General features: G+C 74.5%; 17 protein-coding genes. 11 read left to right on the forward strand and 6 right to left on the reverse strand.

Annotated elements, in window-relative coordinates; translation table 11 throughout:
- Both CK505_RS14450 and CK505_RS14455 read left to right on the forward strand, forming a co-directional pair.
- Nucleotides 1-330: biotin/lipoyl-containing protein (locus CK505_RS14450; protein ID WP_141246840.1), on the forward strand; the 330-nt coding region annotated here is incomplete at its 5' end.
- Between the two features lie 88 nt (nt 331-418).
- Nucleotides 419-1,876 (forward strand): mycothione reductase, encoded by a 1,458-nt coding sequence (locus tag CK505_RS14455; RefSeq protein ID WP_095651538.1) that lies wholly within the window; start codon nt 419-421, stop codon nt 1,874-1,876.
- Between the two features lie 27 nt (nt 1,877-1,903).
- Here CK505_RS14455 and CK505_RS14460 read toward each other — a convergent pair whose 3' ends face one another.
- From CK505_RS14460 to CK505_RS14470, 3 genes are all read right to left on the reverse strand, one after another.
- Nucleotides 1,904-3,802: a long-chain fatty acid--CoA ligase gene (locus CK505_RS14460; RefSeq protein ID WP_095651539.1), complete on the reverse strand. Its 1,899-nt coding sequence runs from the start codon at nt 3,800-3,802 to the stop codon at nt 1,904-1,906.
- Between the two features lie 70 nt (nt 3,803-3,872).
- Nucleotides 3,873-4,298 carry a hypothetical protein gene (locus tag CK505_RS14465; protein WP_095651540.1) on the reverse strand — a complete coding sequence of 142 codons (426 nt, stop codon included), beginning with the start codon at nt 4,296-4,298 and terminating at the stop codon, nt 3,873-3,875.
- Entirely contained in the window at nt 4,295-5,149 is an 855-nt protein-coding gene (locus tag CK505_RS14470; protein WP_095651541.1) for a carboxylesterase, read from the reverse strand. Before CK505_RS14470 ends, CK505_RS14465 begins: the two co-directional genes overlap by 4 nt.
- A gap of 147 nt (nt 5,150-5,296) precedes the next feature.
- Between CK505_RS14470 and CK505_RS14475 the strand changes: the two genes are divergently transcribed.
- Nucleotides 5,297-6,148: a 1-acyl-sn-glycerol-3-phosphate acyltransferase gene (locus CK505_RS14475; protein ID WP_017833703.1), complete on the forward strand. Its 852-nt coding sequence runs from the start codon at nt 5,297-5,299 to the stop codon at nt 6,146-6,148.
- Nucleotides 6,149-6,191: 43 nt separating this feature from the next.
- Nucleotides 6,192-7,583: a class II 3-deoxy-7-phosphoheptulonate synthase gene (locus CK505_RS14480; protein ID WP_031283120.1), complete on the forward strand. Its 1,392-nt coding sequence runs from the start codon at nt 6,192-6,194 to the stop codon at nt 7,581-7,583.
- Nucleotides 7,584-7,627: 44 nt separating this feature from the next.
- Here the strand turns inward: CK505_RS14480 and CK505_RS14485 are convergent, their stop codons facing one another.
- Both CK505_RS14485 and CK505_RS14490 read right to left on the reverse strand, forming a co-directional pair.
- A complete protein-coding gene (locus CK505_RS14485) occupies nt 7,628-9,574 on the reverse strand; it encodes a PASTA domain-containing protein (protein ID WP_095651542.1) in 1,947 nt (648 codons plus the stop codon).
- A gap of 45 nt (nt 9,575-9,619) precedes the next feature.
- Nucleotides 9,620-10,804 (reverse strand): LysM peptidoglycan-binding domain-containing protein, encoded by a 1,185-nt coding sequence (locus CK505_RS14490; RefSeq protein ID WP_095651543.1) that lies wholly within the window; start codon nt 10,802-10,804, stop codon nt 9,620-9,622.
- 119 nt (nt 10,805-10,923) lie between these two features.
- Here CK505_RS14490 and CK505_RS14495 point away from each other — a divergent pair, with 119 nt between their 5' ends.
- Nucleotides 10,924-11,310 carry an Rv2175c family DNA-binding protein gene (locus CK505_RS14495; RefSeq protein WP_017833699.1) on the forward strand — a complete coding sequence of 129 codons (387 nt, stop codon included), beginning with the start codon at nt 10,924-10,926 and terminating at the stop codon, nt 11,308-11,310.
- A gap of 25 nt (nt 11,311-11,335) precedes the next feature.
- Here the strand turns inward: CK505_RS14495 and CK505_RS14500 are convergent, their stop codons facing one another.
- The gene (locus tag CK505_RS14500; RefSeq protein WP_095651544.1) at nt 11,336-12,487 is read right to left on the reverse strand and encodes a polyprenyl synthetase family protein; all 1,152 of its coding nucleotides are present in this window, start codon (nt 12,485-12,487) and stop codon (nt 11,336-11,338) included.
- Nucleotides 12,488-12,671: 184 nt separating this feature from the next.
- On the opposite strand from CK505_RS14500, the gene dinB reads away from it, so the two are divergent.
- The 6 genes from dinB to CK505_RS14530 all read left to right on the forward strand — a co-directional run bounded on the left by dinB (nt 12,672) and on the right by CK505_RS14530 (nt 19,392).
- Entirely contained in the window at nt 12,672-13,952 is a 1,281-nt protein-coding gene (gene dinB / locus CK505_RS14505) for a DNA polymerase IV (RefSeq protein ID WP_095651545.1), read from the forward strand.
- Nucleotides 13,953-14,007: 55 nt separating this feature from the next.
- Nucleotides 14,008-14,385 (forward strand): DUF3040 domain-containing protein, encoded by a 378-nt coding sequence (locus tag CK505_RS14510; protein WP_017833696.1) that lies wholly within the window; start codon nt 14,008-14,010, stop codon nt 14,383-14,385.
- A 552-nt stretch (nt 14,386-14,937) separates the two neighbouring features.
- Complete coding sequence (mraZ, locus tag CK505_RS14515; RefSeq protein ID WP_031283112.1) at nt 14,938-15,369, forward strand: division/cell wall cluster transcriptional repressor MraZ; 432 nt, start codon at nt 14,938-14,940, stop codon at nt 15,367-15,369.
- 229 nt (nt 15,370-15,598) lie between these two features.
- Nucleotides 15,599-16,600 (forward strand): 16S rRNA (cytosine(1402)-N(4))-methyltransferase RsmH, encoded by a 1,002-nt coding sequence (rsmH, locus tag CK505_RS14520; RefSeq protein WP_035924058.1) that lies wholly within the window; start codon nt 15,599-15,601, stop codon nt 16,598-16,600.
- Complete coding sequence (locus CK505_RS14525; RefSeq protein ID WP_017833693.1) at nt 16,597-17,313, forward strand: hypothetical protein; 717 nt, start codon at nt 16,597-16,599, stop codon at nt 17,311-17,313. Before rsmH ends, CK505_RS14525 begins: the two co-directional genes overlap by 4 nt.
- A gap of 78 nt (nt 17,314-17,391) precedes the next feature.
- Nucleotides 17,392-19,392: a penicillin-binding protein 2 gene (locus CK505_RS14530; RefSeq protein ID WP_095651546.1), complete on the forward strand. Its 2,001-nt coding sequence runs from the start codon at nt 17,392-17,394 to the stop codon at nt 19,390-19,392.
- Nucleotides 19,393-19,440: the final 48 nt, after the last annotated feature.

Here is a 19,440-nt window from a genome sequence, read left to right on the forward strand (position 1 = left end):
GGCATGCGCACCGTGATGCTCACCCTCAACGGCCAGCCCCGGATGATCGAGGTCCGCGACACCTCGATCACCTCCTCGGTGCCCGAGACCGAGAAGGCCGACCCCACGGACCGCGGCCACGTGGCCGCCCCGTTCGCGGGGGCGGTGACCGTGACGGTGGCCGAGGGCGACACCGTGGAGGCGGGCGGCCAGGTGGCCACCATCGAGGCCATGAAGATGGAGGCCTCCATCACCGCCCCCACGGGCGGCACGGTCGCCCGCGTGGCCCTCAAGGGCGTCACCCAGGTCTCCGGCGGCGACCTCCTGCTGGCGCTCGACACCGCCGGCTGACCCGGCACGCCCGCGCCGGCACCACGGACCCCGGGAGGGCCGCGGTGCCGGCGGGGGCCGCCCGGCGGCCGCGCATAGGATGGGCCGCATGCGGAAATTCGACCTCATCATCATCGGCTCCGGCTCGGGCAACTCGATCCTCACCGAGGACTACGAGAGCCTGGACGTCGCCATCATCGACGGCGGGACCTTCGGCGGCACCTGCCTCAACGTGGGCTGCATCCCGACGAAGATGTACGCGTACCCGGCGAGCGTGGCCCGCCGCGCCCAGGAGGCGGACCGGCTCGGCCTCGACGTCTCGGTGGACGGCGTACGCTGGCGGGAGATGCGGGACCGGATCTTCGGGCGGATCGACGCGATCTCCCACGGCGGGCTCGAGTACCGCCGGACGCTGCCGCACGTGACGGTCTACGAGGAGCACGTGCGCTTCACCGCCCCGCGGACCCTGCGCACCGCCTCGGGCGAGGACCTCACGGCCGACCAGATCGTGGTGGCCTCCGGCTCGCGCCCGGTGCGGCCGGAGATCCCCGGGATCGACCTGCCCCAGGTGCACACCTCGGACACGGTGATGCGCATCGAGGAGATGCCCCGCCGCGTGGTGGTGGTCGGCGGCGGCTACATCGGCGCCGAGTTCGCCCACGTCTTCTCCAGCCTCGGCGCGCGGGTGACCCAGGTCAACCGCTCGCACCGGATCCTGCGCTACCACGACCCGGAGATCGCCGAGCGGTTCGCCCGCGAGGCCTCCCGGCAGTGGAAGCTGGAGACGGGCTGGTCGCTGAGCGAGGTCGAGGAGTGGGACGGCGACGAGTGCGCCGTGATGGTCACCTTCCGCGACCCGCAGGACCCGGAGCTCGTCATGCGCCTGCCCGCGGACGTGGTGCTGGTGGCCACGGGCCGGCAGCCGAACACCGACGTGCTCGACGCCCGGGCGGGCGGCCTGGACGTGCGGCCTGACGGGCTGCTGGCCGTCGACGAGCACCAGCGCGCCCTCTCCGCGGGCCGCCCCGTCGAGGGCGTGTGGGCGCTGGGCGACATCAGCTCGCCCTACCAGCTCAAGCACGTGGCCAACGCCGAGGCCCGCACGGTGCAGCACAACCTCCTGCACCCCGGCGACCTCCGGGCCACCGACCACCGGTTCGTGCCCTCCGCCGTGTTCACCAGCCCGCAGATCGCCTCCGTCGGCATGACGCAGCAGGAGGCCGAGCAGTGGGCGGTCGAGCAGGGCAGCGAGATCACCGTCAAGGTGCAGGACTACGGGGCCACGGCCTACGGGTGGGCCATGGAGGACCGCACGGGGCTGTGCAAGCTGATCGCGGAGAAGGGCACCGGTCGCCTCCTGGGCGCGCACCTGATCGGGGAGGAGGCCTCCCTGCTCATCCAGCCGCTGGTGCAGGCCATGTCCTTCGGCCTCGACGCGCACACGATGGCGCGCGGCCAGTACTGGATCCACCCCGCCCTCAGCGAGGTCGTCGAGAACGCCCTGCTGGGCCTCGACGTCCCCGAGCACTCACCGCTGTCCCCGGGGGCCCTCGTCGGCGGCCGGTGATCCCACCGGCCGCCGGCCGGCCCCGGGTCAGCCGCGGCCCGGCAGGTGCGCGTGGGAGAGCTTCTCCTTGATCCGCTCCGCCGGGGTGGCGGGGGCCGCGGCCGGTTCGGGGGCGGGGCGCGAGTAGATCTCCTCGATCCGGTCCGCGAAGTCCTGCGCGATCCTGGCCCGCTTGATCTTCATGGACGGGGTCAGGTGCCCGGAGGCCTCCGTCCAGTCGACGTCGAGGATCTCGAAGGCCCGGATGCTCTCCGCGCGGGAGACCGCCTGGTTCGCCCGGGTGACGATGTCCTGGACGTGCTCGACGACCTTCGGGTGGCGGGCGGCCTCCGCCACCGGCATCGCGGGGTCCAGGCCCATCAGCTCCAGGCGGGCGGGGAGCACGTCCTGGTCGAGGGTCACGAGGGCGGCCACGAACGGCCGGTCGTCCCCGACCACCATGACCTGGGAGACCAGGGCCGAGGCGCGGATGGGGTCCTCCAGCACGTTGGGGACCACGTTCTTGCCGCCGGCGGTGACGATGATCTCCTTCTTCCGGCCGGTGAGGGTGAGGGCGCCGTCCTCGTCGAGCGAGCCGAGGTCGCCGGTGCGGAACCACCCGTCCTCGAAGGCCTCGGCGGTGAGGTCCTCGCGCCCGTGGTAGCCGCGCATGACGTGGGTGCCCCGGACCAGGACCTCCCCGTCCTCGCCGATCCGCACCTCGTTGCCCGGCAGCGGCAGGCCCACGGTGCCGATCTTGCCGATCTCCGGGGTGTTGACGGCGATCGGGGCCGTGGTCTCCGTGAGCCCGTAGCCCTCCACGACGTACACGCCGATCCCGTTGAAGAAGTGGCCCAGCCGAGTGCCGAGGGCGGCGCCGCCCGAGACGGCGTGCGTGACCTCCCCGCCCATCGCGTCCCGCAGCTTCGAGTACACGAGCCGGTCGTAGAGGGCGTGGCGCGCGCGCAGGAGCGGCGGGACCCGCCCGTCCTGACCGGCCTTCGAGTACGCGACGGCCGTGGTCACCGCGCGCTCGAAGATCAGGGACTTCGCCCCGCCGGCCTTCTCGGCCTTGAGGCGGGCGCTCTGGTAGATCTTCTCGAACACGCGCGGGACGGCCAGGATGAACGTGGGCCGGAAGGCCCCGAGGTCCGCCATCAGGTTCTTCACGTCCGGGGTGTGGGCCAGGACGGTCCCGGAGTAGAGGGCGATCACCTCCACGAAGCGGGCGAAGACGTGCGCCAGCGGCAGGAACAGGAGCGTCCGGGCGCCCGGGTGGATGATGTCCTCGACGACGAGGGTCGTGTTCTCGCACAGCCGCACGAAGTTCCCGTGCGTCAGCTCGCACCCCTTGGGCGGTCCGGTGGTCCCCGAGGTGTAGATGATCGTGGCGACGTCCTCGAGCCCGCGCGACGTGCGGCGGGCCTCGAGCTCCTCGTCCGGCACGTCCGCGCCGGCGCGCGCGAGGTCGTCGAGGCCCGTGCCGGTGCCGTCCAGGCGCCAGACGTTCTCCGCGGCGCGGAACGGCGTCTCCCGCGAGGCAGCGAGCACGGAGTCCTCGAGAGCCTGCGTCTCGACGAACACGGCCTTGGCGTCGGAGTCGCCCATGATCCAGGCGATCTGCTGCGTCGAGGACGAGTCGTAGACGGGGACGGGAACGGCGCCGGCGTACCAGATCGCGAGATCCGCGAGGGTCCACTCGTAGCGCGTCCGGCTGAGGATGCCCACCCGGTCCCCGGGCTCGATCCCCGCGGCCACGAGACCCTTGGCCACACCCTGCACGGCGGCGAGGAACTCCCGGGCGCGCACCTCGCGGGCGGCCCCCTCCGGTGCCAGGACGGTGTACAGGTGCGGATCCTCGTCCTGGCCCGCCTGCATGAGCAGGAAGTCGGTGATGCGGCTGTGGGCCGGTGGGTCCACGAGGGCGTCGGTCGCGACGTGGCGCATGGGGTTCTCCTCGGATCGGGATCGGTGGGCCGTCCGCTCCAGTCTAGTGAATTGGCTCACGCAAACCCCGTCAGACGCGGGCGCCGTCGTCCAGCTCGTCGCGGTCGTCGGGCAGGGACCGCAGCAGGTGGCCGATGGCCCCGACCACGGCGACCAGGCCGCCCACGATGGCCCACCACGGCAGGGAGCCGGGCAGGAGGGAGAGCACCACCAGCAGCACGGGCACCCCGACCAGCACGGTCCAGGACAGCAGTGCCCCGCCGCTGAGTCCCTGCGTGACCGGCCCGGGGTCGGGGGAGTAGGGCGCGTCGTCGTCCCCCGCGTCCTCCGGCTCCCCGGCAGCCTCTGCTCCGGCGTCCTCGGGGGACCAGTCCCGGGGCCCGGCGAGGTGCCGGTCCCCGGCCCGGCGCACGTCCTCGAGGTCCGACACGATCCGGCTCCACTCGTCCTCGGGGCCGTGCCCGGCGCCGCCCGGCGTCCCCGGGCCCGCACTCATCGCCGGTCCCCCCGAGAGGCGGGGCGCAACGGTCTCGCGGTGACCGGGTTGCGGCCCGCCAGCAGGTCCTCCAGGAAGCGCACGGACCGCGCCGCGACCACGTCCGCCTCCCGGTCCAGGGTGGCCACGTGGAAGCTCTCCGCCAGCCGCACCAGCTCCACGTCCCCGCCGGCCCGGCGCAGCACGTGCAGGTGCGAGGCGTCCGACACCACGTGGTCGTGCAGCGAGCGCAGCACCAGGACCGGGGCGGTGACCGCGGGCAGCATCCTCCGGGTCCGGGTCATGAACCGGCCCAGCTCGGCGACGCCCGCCACGGGCGTGCGCGGGTAGGCGTGCTCGGTGACGCCCGGGAGGCTGATGTCGTCCCCCACGCCCGGCACGGACGGCACCGCGCGGTGCAGGGCCGGGGCGAGCCGGGCCGTGCGGCTGACGAGGGACAGCGCCGGGTTCAGAGCCACGACCCCGTCGACGGGCAGGGTCGCGGCGAGGTGCAGGGCGAGCGCCCCGCCCATGGACAGCCCGCACACCACCACCACGTCGTGCCGGGCCCGCAGCCGCTGCACGTGCTCGGCCGCGTGGTCGCGCCACTGCTCCCAGCGGACGCCGGCGAGGTCCTCCCAGCGGGTGCCGTGGCCGGGCAGCACGGGCCCGACGACGTCGGCGCCCGCCGCGTGCAGCGCCCGGCCCCAGGGGCGGACGCTGAACGGGACGCCGGTGAAGCCGTGCAGCACGAGCGCGCCCGCGGGCCCGTCGGCCGGATGGTGGAAGGGCGCGCCGGGATCGTCCGCGGCGGCGGGCCCGACGGTCGCGGAGGGGGCGGGCAGGTGCTGGTCCTCGACGGGTGGCGTCATGCGTCCATGATGTCAGGGCGGGCGCCGTCGGCGGGCGGACCGGCGCGGGTGCCCGTGCGGACGTGAGAGAATACCGGAGGCCGGACCCGGTCCGAGCGGCACGGACCCTCGCGACATCCCGATCAGCACGAAGGAGTCCCCTCCCACATGGTCTACATGTTTCTGAAGCGCTACGTCGTCGGCCCCCTGATCAACGTCGCCTTCCGTCCCGAGGTGCGCGGCCTGGAGCACGTGCCCGAGGAGGGCCCGGCCATCCTCGCGAGCAACCACCTCTCCGTCTCCGACTCGGTGTTCATGCCCGTGGCCGTGCCCCGGCAGGTGTACTTCCTGGCGAAGTCCGACTACTTCAACAGCCCCGGCGTCAAGGGCAGGGTGATGGCCGCGTTCTTCCGCGCCATCAACCAGATCCCCATGGACCGCTCCGGGGGCCGGGCCAGCGCGAAGTCCCTGAGCAACGGCGGCCGCAAGCTGCTGGAGGGCGAGCTGCTCGGGATCTATCCGGAGGGCACCCGCTCCCCGGACGGCCGCATGTACAAGGGCAAGATCGGGGTGGCCCGGCTCGCGCTCGAGACGGGGGCCCCGGTCGTCCCGATCGCCATGGTCGGCACCGACAAGGTCCAGCCGATCGGGACCAGGCTCCCGCTGCCCCGCCGCAGCGCCCGGGTCACCACGATCTTCGGCGAGCCCCTCGACTTCTCCCGCTACCGGGGCCGGCAGGGTGAGCACGCCCTGCTCCGCGAGGTCACCGACGAGATCATGCACGCGATCCAGGCCCTCTCCGGCCAGGTCTACGTGGACGTCTACGCCTCGGAGCACAAGAAGCGGCTCGCCGAGCAGAAGCGCCAGGAGACCAAGCAGGCCGCGGCGGAGCTCGTGGGCAACGCCAAGGACAAGGCGCGCAGCGCCGCCCACACCGCCCGCCGGACCGCGGACTCCATCGCCCACCGCGACCGTCCCGGCGCCGCTGACGACGACACCCCGCGGCCCACCGCACCCTGATCCCGCGCCCGGCCCCGCCCCGGACGAGACATAGGAAGACATGATGCTCGACTTCACCGTTCCCGACAGCCTTCGCAACCTCGCCTCCCCGGTGCCCTCCGCGGCCGACTACCCGGGGCTGGACGACTGGCGCGAGCTGGCCGCCGACCAGCAGCCGACCTGGCGCGACCACCCCGACTTCGCCGCCTCGATCGCCGAGCTCAACGCGGTCCCGCCCCTCGTCTTCGCGGGGGAGGTGGACAAGCTGCGCGACCGTCTGGCCGAGGTCGCCAACGGCCGGGCGTTCTTCCTGCAGGGCGGGGACTGCGCCGAGACCTTCGAGGGCGCCACCGCCGACCGGATCAGCGCCCGGGTCAAGACGCTGCTGCAGATGGCCGTGGTGCTCACCTACGGCGCGTCCATGCCCGTGGTGAAGATGGGCCGGATGGCCGGGCAGTTCTCGAAGCCCCGCTCGTCCAACGACGAGACCCGCGACGGCACGACGCTGCCGACGTTCCGCGGCGAGATGGTCAACGGCTTCGACTTCACCGAGGAGTCCCGGGTCCACGACCCGCGGCGGATGGTGCGCGGCTACCACACCTCGGCCTCGACCCTGAACCTCATCCGGGCCTTCACCACGGGCGGGTTCGCGGACCTGCGCCTCGTGCACGCCTGGAACATGGGCTTCACCACGAACCCGGCCCACGCCCGGTACGAGTCGCTCGCCCGCGAGATCGACCGGGCCGTGAAGTTCATGGACGCGTGCGGCGCGGACTTCGACGCCCTGCGCACCACGGAGTTCTACGCCGGCCACGAGGCCCTGCTGCTGGACTACGAGCGCGCGCTGAGCCGCATCGACTCCCGCACCCACCTCCCGTACGGCACGTCCGGGCACTTCCTGTGGATCGGCGAGCGCACCCGGGAGCTCGACGGCGCCCACGTGGACCTGCTCTCCCGGCTGCGCAACCCGATCGGCGTGAAGCTCGGCCCCAAGACGACCGGGGACGACGCGCTGGCGCTCATCGACAAGCTCGACCCGGAGCGCGAGCCCGGACGGCTCACCTTCATCACCCGCATGGGCGCGAAGAACATCCGGGAGAAGCTGCCCCCGCTCGTCGAGGCCGTGGAGCGCTCCGGCGCCAAGGTCGTGTGGGTCACCGACCCCATGCACGGCAACACCGTGTCCCTGCCGTCCGGGTACAAGACCCGAAACTTCGACGACGTCGTGGACGAGGTCCGCGGCTTCTTCGAGGTGCACGAGGCGATCGGCTCCTTCCCCGGCGGCATCCACGTGGAGATGACGGGCGACGACGTCGCGGAGTGCCTCGGCGGCGCCGACCCCGTCGACGAGTCCTCCTTCCAGGACCGCTACGAGTCGCTGTGCGACCCGCGCCTGAACCACATGCAGTCCCTGGAGATCGCGTTCCTCGTGGCGGGCTACCTCTCCCGCCGCTGAGCGCGGGACCGGCCGACGGGGCCGGGGCCGTTCCTGCCGTCCGCTCAGACGACGGTGAGGACGACCTCGGCCCCGTCCGTCGTCTGGGCCACCACGTAGCCGAAGGGGGCGCCGAGGCTCTCCTCGACCCGCGCCGCGAACCCCGCCTCCGCGAGGAGCCGGACCGCCTCGTCCACGGGCCTGCCCAGCACCCCGGGCGCGGAGTCGGCGCGGGCCCCGAGGGAGACGGCGAGGTCCACGGCCGACCCCTCGGCCACCGCCTCGCCCGCCTCCGGGTGCTGGCCCACGACCGTCCCGGCGGCGGCGTCGTCGGCGACCGGGCTCCGGGTGCCGGCCGCCAGCCCGGCGTCCTCGAGGCGCGCCCGGGCGTCCTCCTCCGACATCCCGGTGACGTCGGGCGCGGTGGTCCGCACGGGACCGGTCGAGACCAGCAGGACGACCTGCTCCGCGGAGCGCACCGTGGCCCCGGCCTCCGGGTCGGTGCCGAGCACGGTGCCGGCGGGGGCCACCGGGTCCGCGGTCTCGTGCACGGCGACGTTGCCCAGACCGGCCCCGGCCAGGTACTGCTCGGCGAGCTCCGGACCCGCTCCCCGCACGTCCGGCACGCTCACGGTCCCGCCCGGACCGGAGCCCAGGAGCCAGCCCAGGAATGCCGCCCCGGCCACCGCGAGCGCGACCAGGGCCAGCGTCCCCGCCGCGTGCAGGGGCCGGGTGGGCCGCAGCTCGACCTCGGGCCGCCAGGGGTCGGAGGAGCCGCTCGAGGTCCGCGCCGGCAGCGGCCGGCCGGAGACCGCCGGGGCCCCGGCCCCGGCCGCTCCCAGGGTCGCGGCGTGCGGACCCGGCACCCCGGTCCGGCCGGCCGCCGGGCCGAACGCCTCCGTGGGAGCGTCCCGGCCGAGGGTCTCGGTGGGGGCGTCCCGGCCGATGGTCTCCGTGGTGCCGCTCGAACCGAGGGCCTCCGTGGGAGCGGTTCGGCCGAGGGCTTCCGTGGGAGCGGTTCGGCCGAGGGCTTCCGTGGGGGCGCCCGCCCCGAGGGCCGCGGTGGGTCCGACCGCGGGGTCCAGGGCCGCCGTGGCCGCGGCGTCCGGAGCCGGCACGGCCGGGGTGCCGCGGGCGGCGCCGGGTCCCGGGGGGCGGTCGAGCTCCGCGGGCCGCAGACCCGCCCGGACCGACCGGAGCTCGTCGAGGAAGCTGCCGGCGTCGGGCGGACGCCGCTCCGGCTCCCGTGCCGTGGCCCGGGCGACCAGCCGCGCCACACCGGCCGGGAGACCGGGATCGAGGGTGCGCAGGTCCGGGACGGCGCCGTCCGCGTGGGCGCGGGCCACGGCCAGCGGACCGCCCTCGAAGGGACGGCGGCCGGCCAGGAGCTCGAAGAGCAGGATCCCGGCCGAGTACACGTCCGCGCGGGTGTCGACCCGCTGCCCCGTGACGAGCTCCGGCGAGGCGTAGCCGACCGTGCCCAGCACCGTTCCGGTCGCCGTGTGCTGGTCGACGGCGCGGGTGAGACCGAAGTCCGCGACGGTCACCCGGCCGGCGGCGGAGATCAGCACGTTCTCCGGCTTCACGTCGCGGTGCACCAGGCCCTCGCGGTGGGCCGCCGCCAGCCCGTCGAGGACCGGTTCCAGCAGCCCGAGCGCCTCGCCCGGGGGCAGGGCGCCGCGCCGGCGCAGGAGGTCCCGCAGCGTCGAGCCCGCCACGTGCTCCATGACCAGGTACGGCACCCCGTCCGGGGCGTGGCCCTGGTCGAGCACGGAGACCACGTGGGGATGGGACAGCCGCGCCGCCGACCGGGCCTCCCGCACGAACCGGTCCGCCGCGGCCGGGTCCTCGGCCAGGTGGGCGTGCATGAGCTTGACCGCCACGACGCGCTGCAGGCGGGTGTCCACCGCCCGGTACACGGTGGCGGTGCCACCGCGGGCGATCCGCGGACCCAGCTCGTAGCGGCCCTCGAGGACGGTCCCGGTCAGGTGGTCGGGGAGCGCGTGCTGCACGGGATCAGCCTAGGGCGGGGCGCTGTGCGCAGGCTGGGTCGCAGGTCACGGTCCGAACCGCTTGCGGTGCGTCTTGACGCTCTTGACGTACTGCTTGGTGTCGTCGTACATCCCGTACTTCTTCACCCCGTGCAGGCCCTGGTAGTACGCGGCGATGGCCACGTCGGTGCTGGGCGCGGCGCGGCCCAGCTGCCGGATGATGGCCACGCCGGCGGTGACGTTGTCCTGCGGGTCGAGCAGGTCGAGCTCCCGGCCCACGAGTCCCGAGGCCCAGTCCCCGGCGTCCGGGATGACCTGCATGGTGCCCACGGCGTCCGCGGGGGACACGGCCCGGTGGTCGAAGCCCGACTCCTGGTGGGCGTGCGCCAGGGCGAGCGCCGGGTCCACGCCCATCCGCACGGCGGTGTCGTGGACGAGCCGGCGCATCTCCTCGCGCGAGGGCGCGGGGCGGGCGGCGAGCTGCTCGTGGTGGCGGTTGGCGGAGTCCACCACCCCGTCCTCGTACGTGCGGCCCAGGAAGGTGTCGCCGACGGCGCGCGCGGGCGCCGGCCGGGGCTGCTCGGCCCGCTCGGGGGCAGGGGCCTGGGCGGTCCGCACGGTCTCGGGGGCCGGCTCCGAGACCGACAGCCGCTGGCCCGGGCGCAGCAGCGAGTTCACCGTGAGGTCGTTGCCGTCGAGGAGCGACTGGACCGACACCCCGCGCGTCTGCGAGATGCTCCACAGCGAGTCGCCCGAGCGCACCACGTGCTCCGTCCGGGGCGGCTCCGCCGCGGGCGGGGCCGGCTTCTTCGAAGGCTCGGCCGCCGGGGCCGCCCCGCCGGAGAGGCGCAGCTCCTGCCCGGGCAGCAGCAGCGCCGCGCCGGAGAGGTCGTTCCACCGCATGAGCTCGTCCACGGCCACGCCGTGGCGCTGGGCGACCGCCCACAGGGAGTCCCCGGGGGACACGGTGTGCACGGGGGTCTTCGTCGTCTTCTGGCCGGCGAGCAGGGGCGCCGAGGCCACCTGGGCCGTCTGGGCGGGGGCGGCGTGGGCCACGGTGCCCCCGCCCAGGGCGGCGAGGGCGGCGACGGCGGTGACCGCCGACCCCGTCCGGGCGCGGCGCGCCCAGCCGGCGGAGCGGTCGTCCTGCCGCCCGGAGGCCTCGGCGGAGGTCTCGGCAGTGGTCTCGGCGGTGGTGGAGCGCGGTGCGTCGTTCGGGTCGGTCGTGTCGCTGTCGGGGGGATACGGCATGAAGTAACTCTCTGACGCTGATCGGGGAAGGTGCGGAGGTCTCAGCCGGCTCCGCGGGTCGAGCATACCGTGGCGGGCCCGCGTGGCACGGGCACCGGCGGACGTGGCACTCTGGGGGCGTGAAGAACACATCCGGAATCAGCACCGAGGAGTTCGACCGCCTGGACGGTCTCGTCCAGGAGTGGTTGCCCCTGCCCGACGTCGCCGAGCAGCTCGGCCTCGTGGTCACCCGCGTCCACGGCCTCGTCGACGACGGGACGCTCCTCGCCGTCCGCAACCCGCACGACAGCATCCGCCGGGTGCCGGCCGCCTTCCTGCTGGACGGCGCCGTGGTCGACTCGCTGAAGGGCACGGTGGCGGTCCTGCGGGACTCCGGCTTCACCGACGTCGAGGCGATCACGTGGCTGTTCACCGAGGACGAGTCCCTGCCGGGCCGTCCCGTCGACGCGCTGCGGGACGGGCGCAAGACGGAGATCCGCCGCCGGGCGCAGGCCCTGGCCTGGTGACCCGCTCCTGACCGGCGCGCCGGACTCAGGACGAGCGGCGGACCGCAGCCGTCGCGAGGCCGCGCAGCGCGGCCATCGGCACGGCGTCGGCCCCGAGCCGGTCCAGCGCGGTGAACGCCTCCCCGCTGAGCCGTTCGATGAGCTCCTCCGTGGAGCCCAGGGCGCCGCACGCCGTGATGAGCGAGCGGAGCTCCTCGACGTCCTCCTCCGTCAGCTCCGGCCGGCCCAGGGCGTCCTCGAGCCGCGCGATCTGCGCCTCGCTGCCGAGCGTGCGGACGTAGCCGACGAGCACCGTCCGCTTGCCCTCGCGCAGGTCGTCGCCGGCGGGCTTGCCCGTGGCCGCGGGATCGCCGAACACGCCCAGGACGTCGTCGCGCAGCTGGAACGCCTCGCCCAGGGGCAGCGCGAACGCGGAGCAGCGCTCCAGGACCGCCTCCGGCGCCCCGGCCAGGGCGGCGCCGAGCACCACGGGGTGCTCCACCGAGTACTTCGCCGACTTGTACCGGATGACGTCCAGGGCCCGCTGCACCGCGCCGTCGCGGTCCTGGCCCCCGCCGGCGACCTCTCCCTGCACGTCGAGGTACTGCCCGGCCATCACCTCGGAGCGCATGAGGTCGAAGACCGCCCGTGCGCGGTGGCCGCCGGGCGCCGTGGTGGTGGCCGCGGCGAACGACTGCTCGCTCCAGGACAGGCACAGGTCGCCCGAGAGGATCGCGGCGGCCACGCCGAAGGCCGGACCGTCCAGGGCCCAGCCCCGGTCCGCGTGCACGGACTCGAAGCGGCGGTGCACGCTGGGGGCGCCGCGGCGGGTGTCGGAGCGGTCGATGACGTCGTCGTGGATGAGCGCGGCGGACTGGAAGAGCTCGAGCGCCGCCCCGGCCCGGACCACGGCCGGGTCCTCCGGGTCGCCGCCCGCCGCCCGCCAGCCCCAGTAGCACAGCCGCGCCCGCAGCCGCTTGCCGCCGGCGGAGAGCGCGACGACGGCGTCCAGCAGCGGGAGGGCGTCCGCCGAGATGCCGCCCAGGACCGCTCGCTGCCGGCCGAAGAACTCCTCCAGCTCCGCGTGCAGCCGCGCCACGAACCGCTCGTCCTCGGCGCGGAAGGCGTCCTCGGGCCGGGCCTGCGGCGCGGTGCCGGCGGGGGCGTCGGGGTGGTGCGGGAGGGGCGGGCACGTCATGGGCGGATCGACCTCGGACTCGGGGCGGCGGCGGACGCCCTCTGCCGGTCGTCCGCGATGTCCGCCCCAGCCTATCGAAGGCCCGGTGAGCGGACCGGGGCGCTCCGCCCGGGCCGGGGCCCGCACCGCGGCCGGGATGTCCGCGCCGAGGGCTAAGCTGTGCCGGACCCGGGAGGAGGACGCGGTGACCGAGACGCCGAGGGACCGGCTGGAGCGCTGGCGGCAGTGCGCCGTGCTGCACGTCGACATGGACATGTTCTACGTCGGCGTGGAGCTGCTCGCGGCCCCTGGGCTGCGCGGCAGGCCCGTCATCGTGGCCGGGTCGGGCGGACGCTCCGTCGTCCTCTCCGCGTCCTACGAGGCCCGGGCGTTCGGCGTCCGCTCCGGCATGCCCCTGGCAAGGGCCCGGGCGATGTGCCCCCGGGCCGTCCTGCTCGAGCCCCACCGGGACGCCTACGACGCCTACTCCCGCCGGGTCATGGCCATGTTCCGGGAGATCACCGACCGTGTCGAGCAGATCAGCGTGGACGAGGCCTTCCTCGACGTCGCCGGAGCGGTCCGGCGGCTCGGCCCGCCCGTGGGCATCGCCCGCGGCCTGCGGGCCCGTGTGCGGGACGAGCTGGGACTGACCGCCTCCGTGGGGATCGGCGCCAACAAGACCGTCGCGAAGATCGCCTCCACCCGCTCCAAGCCGGACGGCCTGCTGCTCGTCCAGCCCGAGGACACCGTCGCGTTCCTGGCGGAGCTGCCGGTCTCGGCGCTGTGGGGCGTCGGCGGGCGCACGGCCGAGACGCTCACCGGCGCGGGGCTCAGGAGCGTGGGGGACCTCGCGGCCGCCCCCGTGCCGATGCTGACCCGCCTGGTCGGACGGGCGGCCGGCCACCACTTGCACGAGCTCGCCAACGGACGGGACCCCCGCCCCGTCGAACCGGTCCGCGAGGAGAAGAGCGTGGGCGCGGAGGAGACCTTCCCCCGGGACGTCGCGGACGACCGCGTGCTGCACGAGACCCTCCTGCGGCTCAGCCACCGGACCGCCTCGCGGCTGCGCCGGCAGGGTCTGCGCGCCCGCCGGGTGGGGCTCAAGGTGCGCTGGGCGGACTTCACGACCATCACCCGGTCGCGGACCCTGCAGCATCCCTTCACGTCCGCCCACGACCTCCTCGAGCACGGCGTGGGCCTGCTCGAGGAGCTCGGGGACCGGCCCCAGCCGGTCCGGCTCATCGGCATCCGCGCCGAGCGGCTGGAGCCCGCCACGGACGCCCTGCAGCTGAGCCTGGACGGCCGCGAGGAGGAGTGGGGGGCCGCCGAGCAGGCCATGGACCGGGTGCACGCCCGCTTCGGCGCCGAGCGCCTCGGCCCCGCCCGTCTCCTGCCTCCCGCACCCCGGAGTCCGGAGGGCAACTCGGAGGCTGTTGACAGCCGTGTGCGCGGTGCCAAATCAGCACCCGACGGTCTATCCTGGTAGCAGGCGGCGCCGGAACAGCCGGGGAATCCGCACCCGAAGGATGAGGAGGCATACCGTGCCACTGTCCGAGCACGAGCAACAGCTCCTGGCGCAGCTCGAGAAGCAGCTCCACGCGGACGACCCGAGGTTCGTGACGAACATGGGGTCCCGCGCCGTCAGGGGTGCTTCCACCCGCAACATCGTCCTCGGGATCGTGATCGCCGTCGTCGGCCTGCTCGTCCTCCTGGGCGGGGTCGTCATCGACTCCATCCTGGTCGGGGTCCTGGGCTTCGTCGTGATGGGCGCGGGTGTCTACGTCGCCACGCTGCGCTCCGGCAAGCCGCGCCCCGGCGGGGAGCCCGGCAAGGGCGGCCCGCCCCGCCGCTCGTCGCCCTTCCTGCAGAACCTCGAGGAGCGCTGGGACCAGCGCAACTCCGGGGGCCCGTCCACCTGACCGGCCCCGCCCGGACCCGGAGCCGACCGCAGGGCGCCGCCCGCTCGGACCGACCCGACCGGCCCCTCCACCTCCCCCCACCCTGCTGCCGCACGGCGGTCTGCAGGGTCCGATCAGCTCCCCGGTGCACCGCCGGGGAGCTTTTTCATGCCCTGGAGGTGCCGCGGCCGCACCCCGGCCGCACCCCGGGAACGTCCGGGGAGCGTTCCTCCACCGTCCTCCCCGCAGCCCGCACCGCGGCGTCCTCCACTCTCCTCCCCGCACCCCTCCGCCGGCGCCCGGTGCCGCGGGCCGCGGCGTCCTCCACCGCGCTCCCCGACGCCCGGTGCCGGCGCCCCGCACCGCGGGCCCGGGGTGTCCTCCACGCTCCTCCCCGCAGCCCTCCGCCGCGGCGCCATCGTGCCCACCTGGGGCGACGCCCGTCGCGGCGCCCGGGCGCCGCGCCACGCCGCGGCGCCCGGGCCCTGCGTTCGTTGACCGGGGAGTGAAGTGGAGTAAAGTGGGGCGAAGAGATGGATCTGGGAGAACTCTCGGGCTGGAGAGGCGGTGAGCATGTTTCTCGGAACGTACTCACCCCGTCTCGACGAGAAGGGCCGCCTGATCCTGCCGGCGAAGTACCGGGAGGAACTGGCGGAGGGACTCGTGCTGACCCGCGGTCAGGAACGGTGCCTCTACGTGTTCAGCGTCCGCGAGTTCGAGCGGGTCCACGAGCAGCTGAGGGCGGCACCGCTGTCCTCGAAGCAGGCCAGGGACTACATCCGGGTCTTTCTCTCGGGCGCCTCGGACGAGGTCCCGGACAAGCAGGGCCGAGTCACCATACCGCCGCCGTTGCGGGACTACGCCGGGCTGGGCCGGGAGCTCGCCGTCATCGGCGCGGGCACCCGGGCGGAGATCTGGGACGCCCAGGCGTGGAACGACTACCTGAACGAGAAGGAGGCCGTCTTCTCCGAGACCGAGGAGGAAGTGGTGCCCGGGCTCTTCTGAGCGCAGGGCCGCCGAGACCACCGCGGAGCACGCGGAGCCGCTTCCCGGATGAGATCTCCAGCCGCACAGCCGTCACCGTCCTGACTCACCTTCCCCTGAGCCAGGCCGGATTCGAGGGACGGCCAGCGGATGGGGTTCTGATCCTGGAAGGCCCGCCGCCGCACCACGGCGTCGACCCGGCGCCGGCCACCGAAGACCGATCCACCGTCGACCGCCGAAGAGAGGGCCCATGGCGCAACGCCCAGCCGAGCAGCTCCACGTTCCCGTGCTGCTCGAACGGTGCCTGGACCTGATGGCTCCCGCGCTCGGCGAGGACGGCGCCGTGGCGGTGGACGCGACGATGGGCATGGGCGGTCACTCCGAGGCGCTGCTGCGGCGCTTCCCCGGCCTGCAGCTGGTGGCGATCGACCGGGACCCGCAGGCCCACGCACTGGCCGGCGCGCGGCTCGCCCCGTTCGGCGACCGGTTCCACCCCGTGCACACGACCTACGACCGGATCCCGGAGGCCCTCGGCCGGCACGGGTTCGACCACGCGGACGCGGTGCTCTTCGACCTCGGGGTCTCCTCGTTGCAGCTCGACGAGCGCGAGCGCGGCTTCGCCTACTCCTACGACGCGCCCCTGGACATGCGCATGGACTCCACCGCGCCCGTCACGGCCCAGGACGTGGTCAACGACTACAGCGAAGAGGACCTGCGCCGGATCCTGCGGGACTGGGGCGAGGAGCGCTTCGCCGGTCGGATCGCCCGCGCGATCGTGGCGCAGCGGGCCAGGACCCCGCTGCGGACCACGGGCGAGCTCGTCGAGGTCGTCCGCGGGGCCGTGCCGCAGGGTGCCCAGCACCGCAAGGGCCACCCCGCGAAGCAGACCTTCCAGGCGCTGCGGATCGAGGTCAACGAGGAGCTCGACGTGCTGCGCCGGGCGATCCCCGCCGCACTGGACGCAGTGCCCGTGGGCGGGCGCGTGGTGGCCATGAGCTACCACTCCCTCGAGGACCGGATCGTCAAGCAGGCCTTCGCCCGCGGAGCCGCCTCGACGGCGCCGAAGGGCTTCCCCGTGGAGCTCGACCAGCACAAGCCCACCCTGCGGGTCCTGACCCGCGGGACGGAGACCCCCACCCCCCGGGAGATCGACGAGAACCCCCGTGCCGCCTCCGCGCGCCTGCGCGCGGTGGAGCGCATCCGAGAGCACGTCCCCCCCACAGCACAGAACGCGCAGAGGTACACGGCATGAGCGGAACCGGACTCCAGCGACGCCCCGTCCGCCCGACCTCCCAGCGCACGGGCATCGGCGCCTGGGCCGGGCGGCGCGGGCAGCGTCCGCCGGTGGAGGGCACCTCCGCCCGCCAGCTGAGCGACCCGGCGCCGCCCGCCGAGGAGCGGGCCGGGTCGACCCGGGCCCCGCTGTCCGTGGTCCCGGGCCGGGCACGCCGACAGCGGTTCTCCACCGTGGTGCTCAGCCTGGTGGCGCTCGTGGTGGCGCTGGCCTCGATCCTGGTTCTGAACATCCAGATCTCCGGGGGCCAGTACCGGCTCGTGGAGCTGCGCGCCCAGGAGCAGGCCCTCAGCCAGCAGAACGAGGCGCTCACCCAGGACCTCGAGTTCTACAACGCCCCGCAGAACCTCGCGGTGATGGCGACGGACCTCGGCATGGTCCCCGCGCAGGACTCGGGCACGGTCGACGTCACGAACGGGACCGTCGAGGGCGACCCCATGCCCGCGCAGCCCCAGGAGAACCACGAGATCCTGGTCGACCACGCCCACCAGACCGGCTCCGAGGCCGCGGACCGTGCCGCCCAGCGCGCCGAGGACCGCGAGCGGGAGAAGGCGGCGCAGGAGCGGGAGGACGCCGAGCGCAGCGCCCGCGAGGACGCCGCGCCGGCCGGCGAGGCGGACGCGGAGGGCGGCTCCCTCGCGGCCCCGCCGCAGCGCACGCCCGGGGAGTGACCGGGCCACCGGCCCCCGCCCCCGCCGGCAGCAGCCCCCCGGACATCTCCCAGTCGCAACCAGGAACGAGGCAGACACGTGGCACGCGCACGCTCGACGTCCGACGCCCCCCGCGCCCGCGGCATCGGACGCAGCCACATCGGCGTGGTCCTCGTGCTCGGCCTGCTCGTGGTCCTCGGGATCCGGCTCGTGTGGGTGCAGGGCTTCGACGTCGCAGGCCGGGCGGAGGCCGCTGCGGGTGAGCGGTCCCGAACGGAGGTGGTGCCCGCGCTGCGCGGTGAGATCCGCGACACCCACGGCAACGTCCTGGCCCGCACGCTCCAGCGCTACGACGTCACGGTCGACCAGTCCCTGGTGCGCGAGTTCGAGCGTCCCCTGGCCGACGGCACCACCGAGACCGTGACCCCCACGCAGGCGGTGTACCAGCTCGCCGACGCCCTCGAGCTCGAGGACACCGAGGTCAAGGACGCCCTCGACGGCGACAAGCAGTTCGAGTACGTGGCCCGCGGGGTCACGCCCGAGCAGTGGAACACCGTGCGCGAGCTCGGCCTGCCCTACGTGTACGGGCAGCCGTCCTCCGACCGCATCTACCCCAACGGCCCGGTGGGCGGCAGTGTGGTCGGCTTCATGGGCGGGGACGACGAGGCGCTCGGCGGGATCGAGCAGACCCAGGACGAGCTGCTGCGCGGCACCGACGGGAGCCGGACCTTCGAGATCAGCGCCGACGGCGTGCGGATCCCGGTGGCGCCCCAGGAGGAGAGCCCGGTGGAGGACGGCTCCTCGGTGCAGCTGTCGATCGACAGCGACGTCCAGTTCTTCGCCCAGCAGGCCGTCACCGAGCGCGCCGAGGAGCTGGACGCCGAGTGGGGCACGGCCGTGGTCATGCGGATCGAGGACGGTGCGGTGCTCGCGCTGGCCGACTCCTCGACCGTGGACCCCAACGACATCGGCTCCGCCGAGGCGGAGGACCTGGGGGCGCGGGCCGTCACCCAGGCCGTGGAACCCGGCTCCACCCAGAAGATCCTCACCGCGGCGGCCGCCGTGGAGGAGGGCGTGGTCACGCCCCGCACGGAGATCACCGTGCCCCCGTTCCTGGAGATCGACGGGCAGAAGATCACCGACGCCTTCGACCACGGCGAGCAGCGGCGCACGTTCACCGGGATCATCGCCGACTCGATGAACACCGGCACCGTCCTGGTCGGCGGCAAGCTCGCCCCGGAGCAGCGCCACGAGTGGATGCAGCGCTTCGGCGTCGGCGAGACCACGGGCATCGAGCTGCCCGGTGAGTCGCCCGGCATCCTCACGAGCGCGGACCAGTGGGACGTGCGCCAGCAGTACACCGTGCTCTTCGGCCAGGGCGTCGCCCAGACCCCGCTGCGCACGGCGACGATCTTCCAGGCCATCGGCAACGGCGGGGTCCAGGTGGAGCCCCGGGTCGTCGAGTCCGTCGTCGCCCCCGACGGCACCAGCACCCCGGTCGAGCGGCCCGAGGGCGAGCGGGTCGTCTCCGAGGAGACGGCCGAGCAGGTGCTCGACATGATGGAGGTCACCGTCACCCAGGGCGGCGCCAAGGAGGCCGCCGTGGAGGGCTACCGGGTGGGCGGCAAGACCGGCACCGCCGAGGCCCCCAGCCCGGAGGGCGGCTACGACGGGTACACCACCTCCTTCGTGGGCGTCGCCCCCGTCGAGGACCCTCAGTACCTCGTGGCGGTCACGCTCCAGCGCCCCCAGGGCGACGTCCGCGCGATCGGCACCACCCCCACCTTCAGCAAGATCATGGGCCAGGTGCTGCGCCACTACGACGTCCCGCCCTCCACCACCGAGCCCGTGCGGATCCCGCTGCGCACGGACGATCCGGAGGAGGACGAGAGCGAGCAGACGGCGCGGGTGGACACCCCGCCGGGCGTCGAGGCACCCGAGGACGGCAGCACCGGGGCGGACGCCCCGGCCGACGCCCAGGAGGGGCCCGCCGCCGGCACCGAGGCCGGCACCGGGGCCGACGCCGCGGCCGGGACCGGGGCCGCCGGGACCGGCGGGACCGCCCCGGAGGCGTCCCGGCGGGCCGACGAGGGCGACTAGACTTCCATATCGCCGTGCCCGGCCACCCCCCGGGACCGCCCCCCCGCT

Source organism: Kocuria sp. WN036 (assembly GCF_002287015.1).
Taxonomy (GTDB): Bacteria; Actinomycetota; Actinomycetes; order Actinomycetales; family Micrococcaceae; genus Kocuria; species Kocuria rosea.

What these genes read in the sequence shown, in the direction of transcription:
- CK505_RS14455 (WP_095651538.1), top strand. Translation starts at nt 419, where the DNA reads ATGCGGAAATTCGACCTCATCATCATCGGCTCCGGCTCGGGCAACTCG.
- CK505_RS14460 (WP_095651539.1), bottom strand. Translation starts at nt 3,802, where the DNA reads ATGCGCCACGTCGCGACCGACGCCCTCGTGGACCCACCGGCCCACAGC.
- CK505_RS14465 (WP_095651540.1), bottom strand. Translation starts at nt 4,298, where the DNA reads ATGAGTGCGGGCCCGGGGACGCCGGGCGGCGCCGGGCACGGCCCCGAG.
- CK505_RS14470 (WP_095651541.1), bottom strand. Translation starts at nt 5,149, where the DNA reads ATGACGCCACCCGTCGAGGACCAGCACCTGCCCGCCCCCTCCGCGACC.
- CK505_RS14475 (WP_017833703.1), top strand. Translation starts at nt 5,297, where the DNA reads ATGGTCTACATGTTTCTGAAGCGCTACGTCGTCGGCCCCCTGATCAAC.
- CK505_RS14480 (WP_031283120.1), top strand. Translation starts at nt 6,192, where the DNA reads ATGCTCGACTTCACCGTTCCCGACAGCCTTCGCAACCTCGCCTCCCCG.
- CK505_RS14490 (WP_095651543.1), bottom strand. Translation starts at nt 10,804, where the DNA reads ATGCCGTATCCCCCCGACAGCGACACGACCGACCCGAACGACGCACCG.
- CK505_RS14500 (WP_095651544.1), bottom strand. Translation starts at nt 12,487, where the DNA reads ATGACGTGCCCGCCCCTCCCGCACCACCCCGACGCCCCCGCCGGCACC.
- mraZ (WP_031283112.1), top strand. Translation starts at nt 14,938, where the DNA reads ATGTTTCTCGGAACGTACTCACCCCGTCTCGACGAGAAGGGCCGCCTG.
- rsmH (WP_035924058.1), top strand. Translation starts at nt 15,599, where the DNA reads ATGGCGCAACGCCCAGCCGAGCAGCTCCACGTTCCCGTGCTGCTCGAA.
- CK505_RS14525 (WP_017833693.1), top strand. Translation starts at nt 16,597, where the DNA reads ATGAGCGGAACCGGACTCCAGCGACGCCCCGTCCGCCCGACCTCCCAG.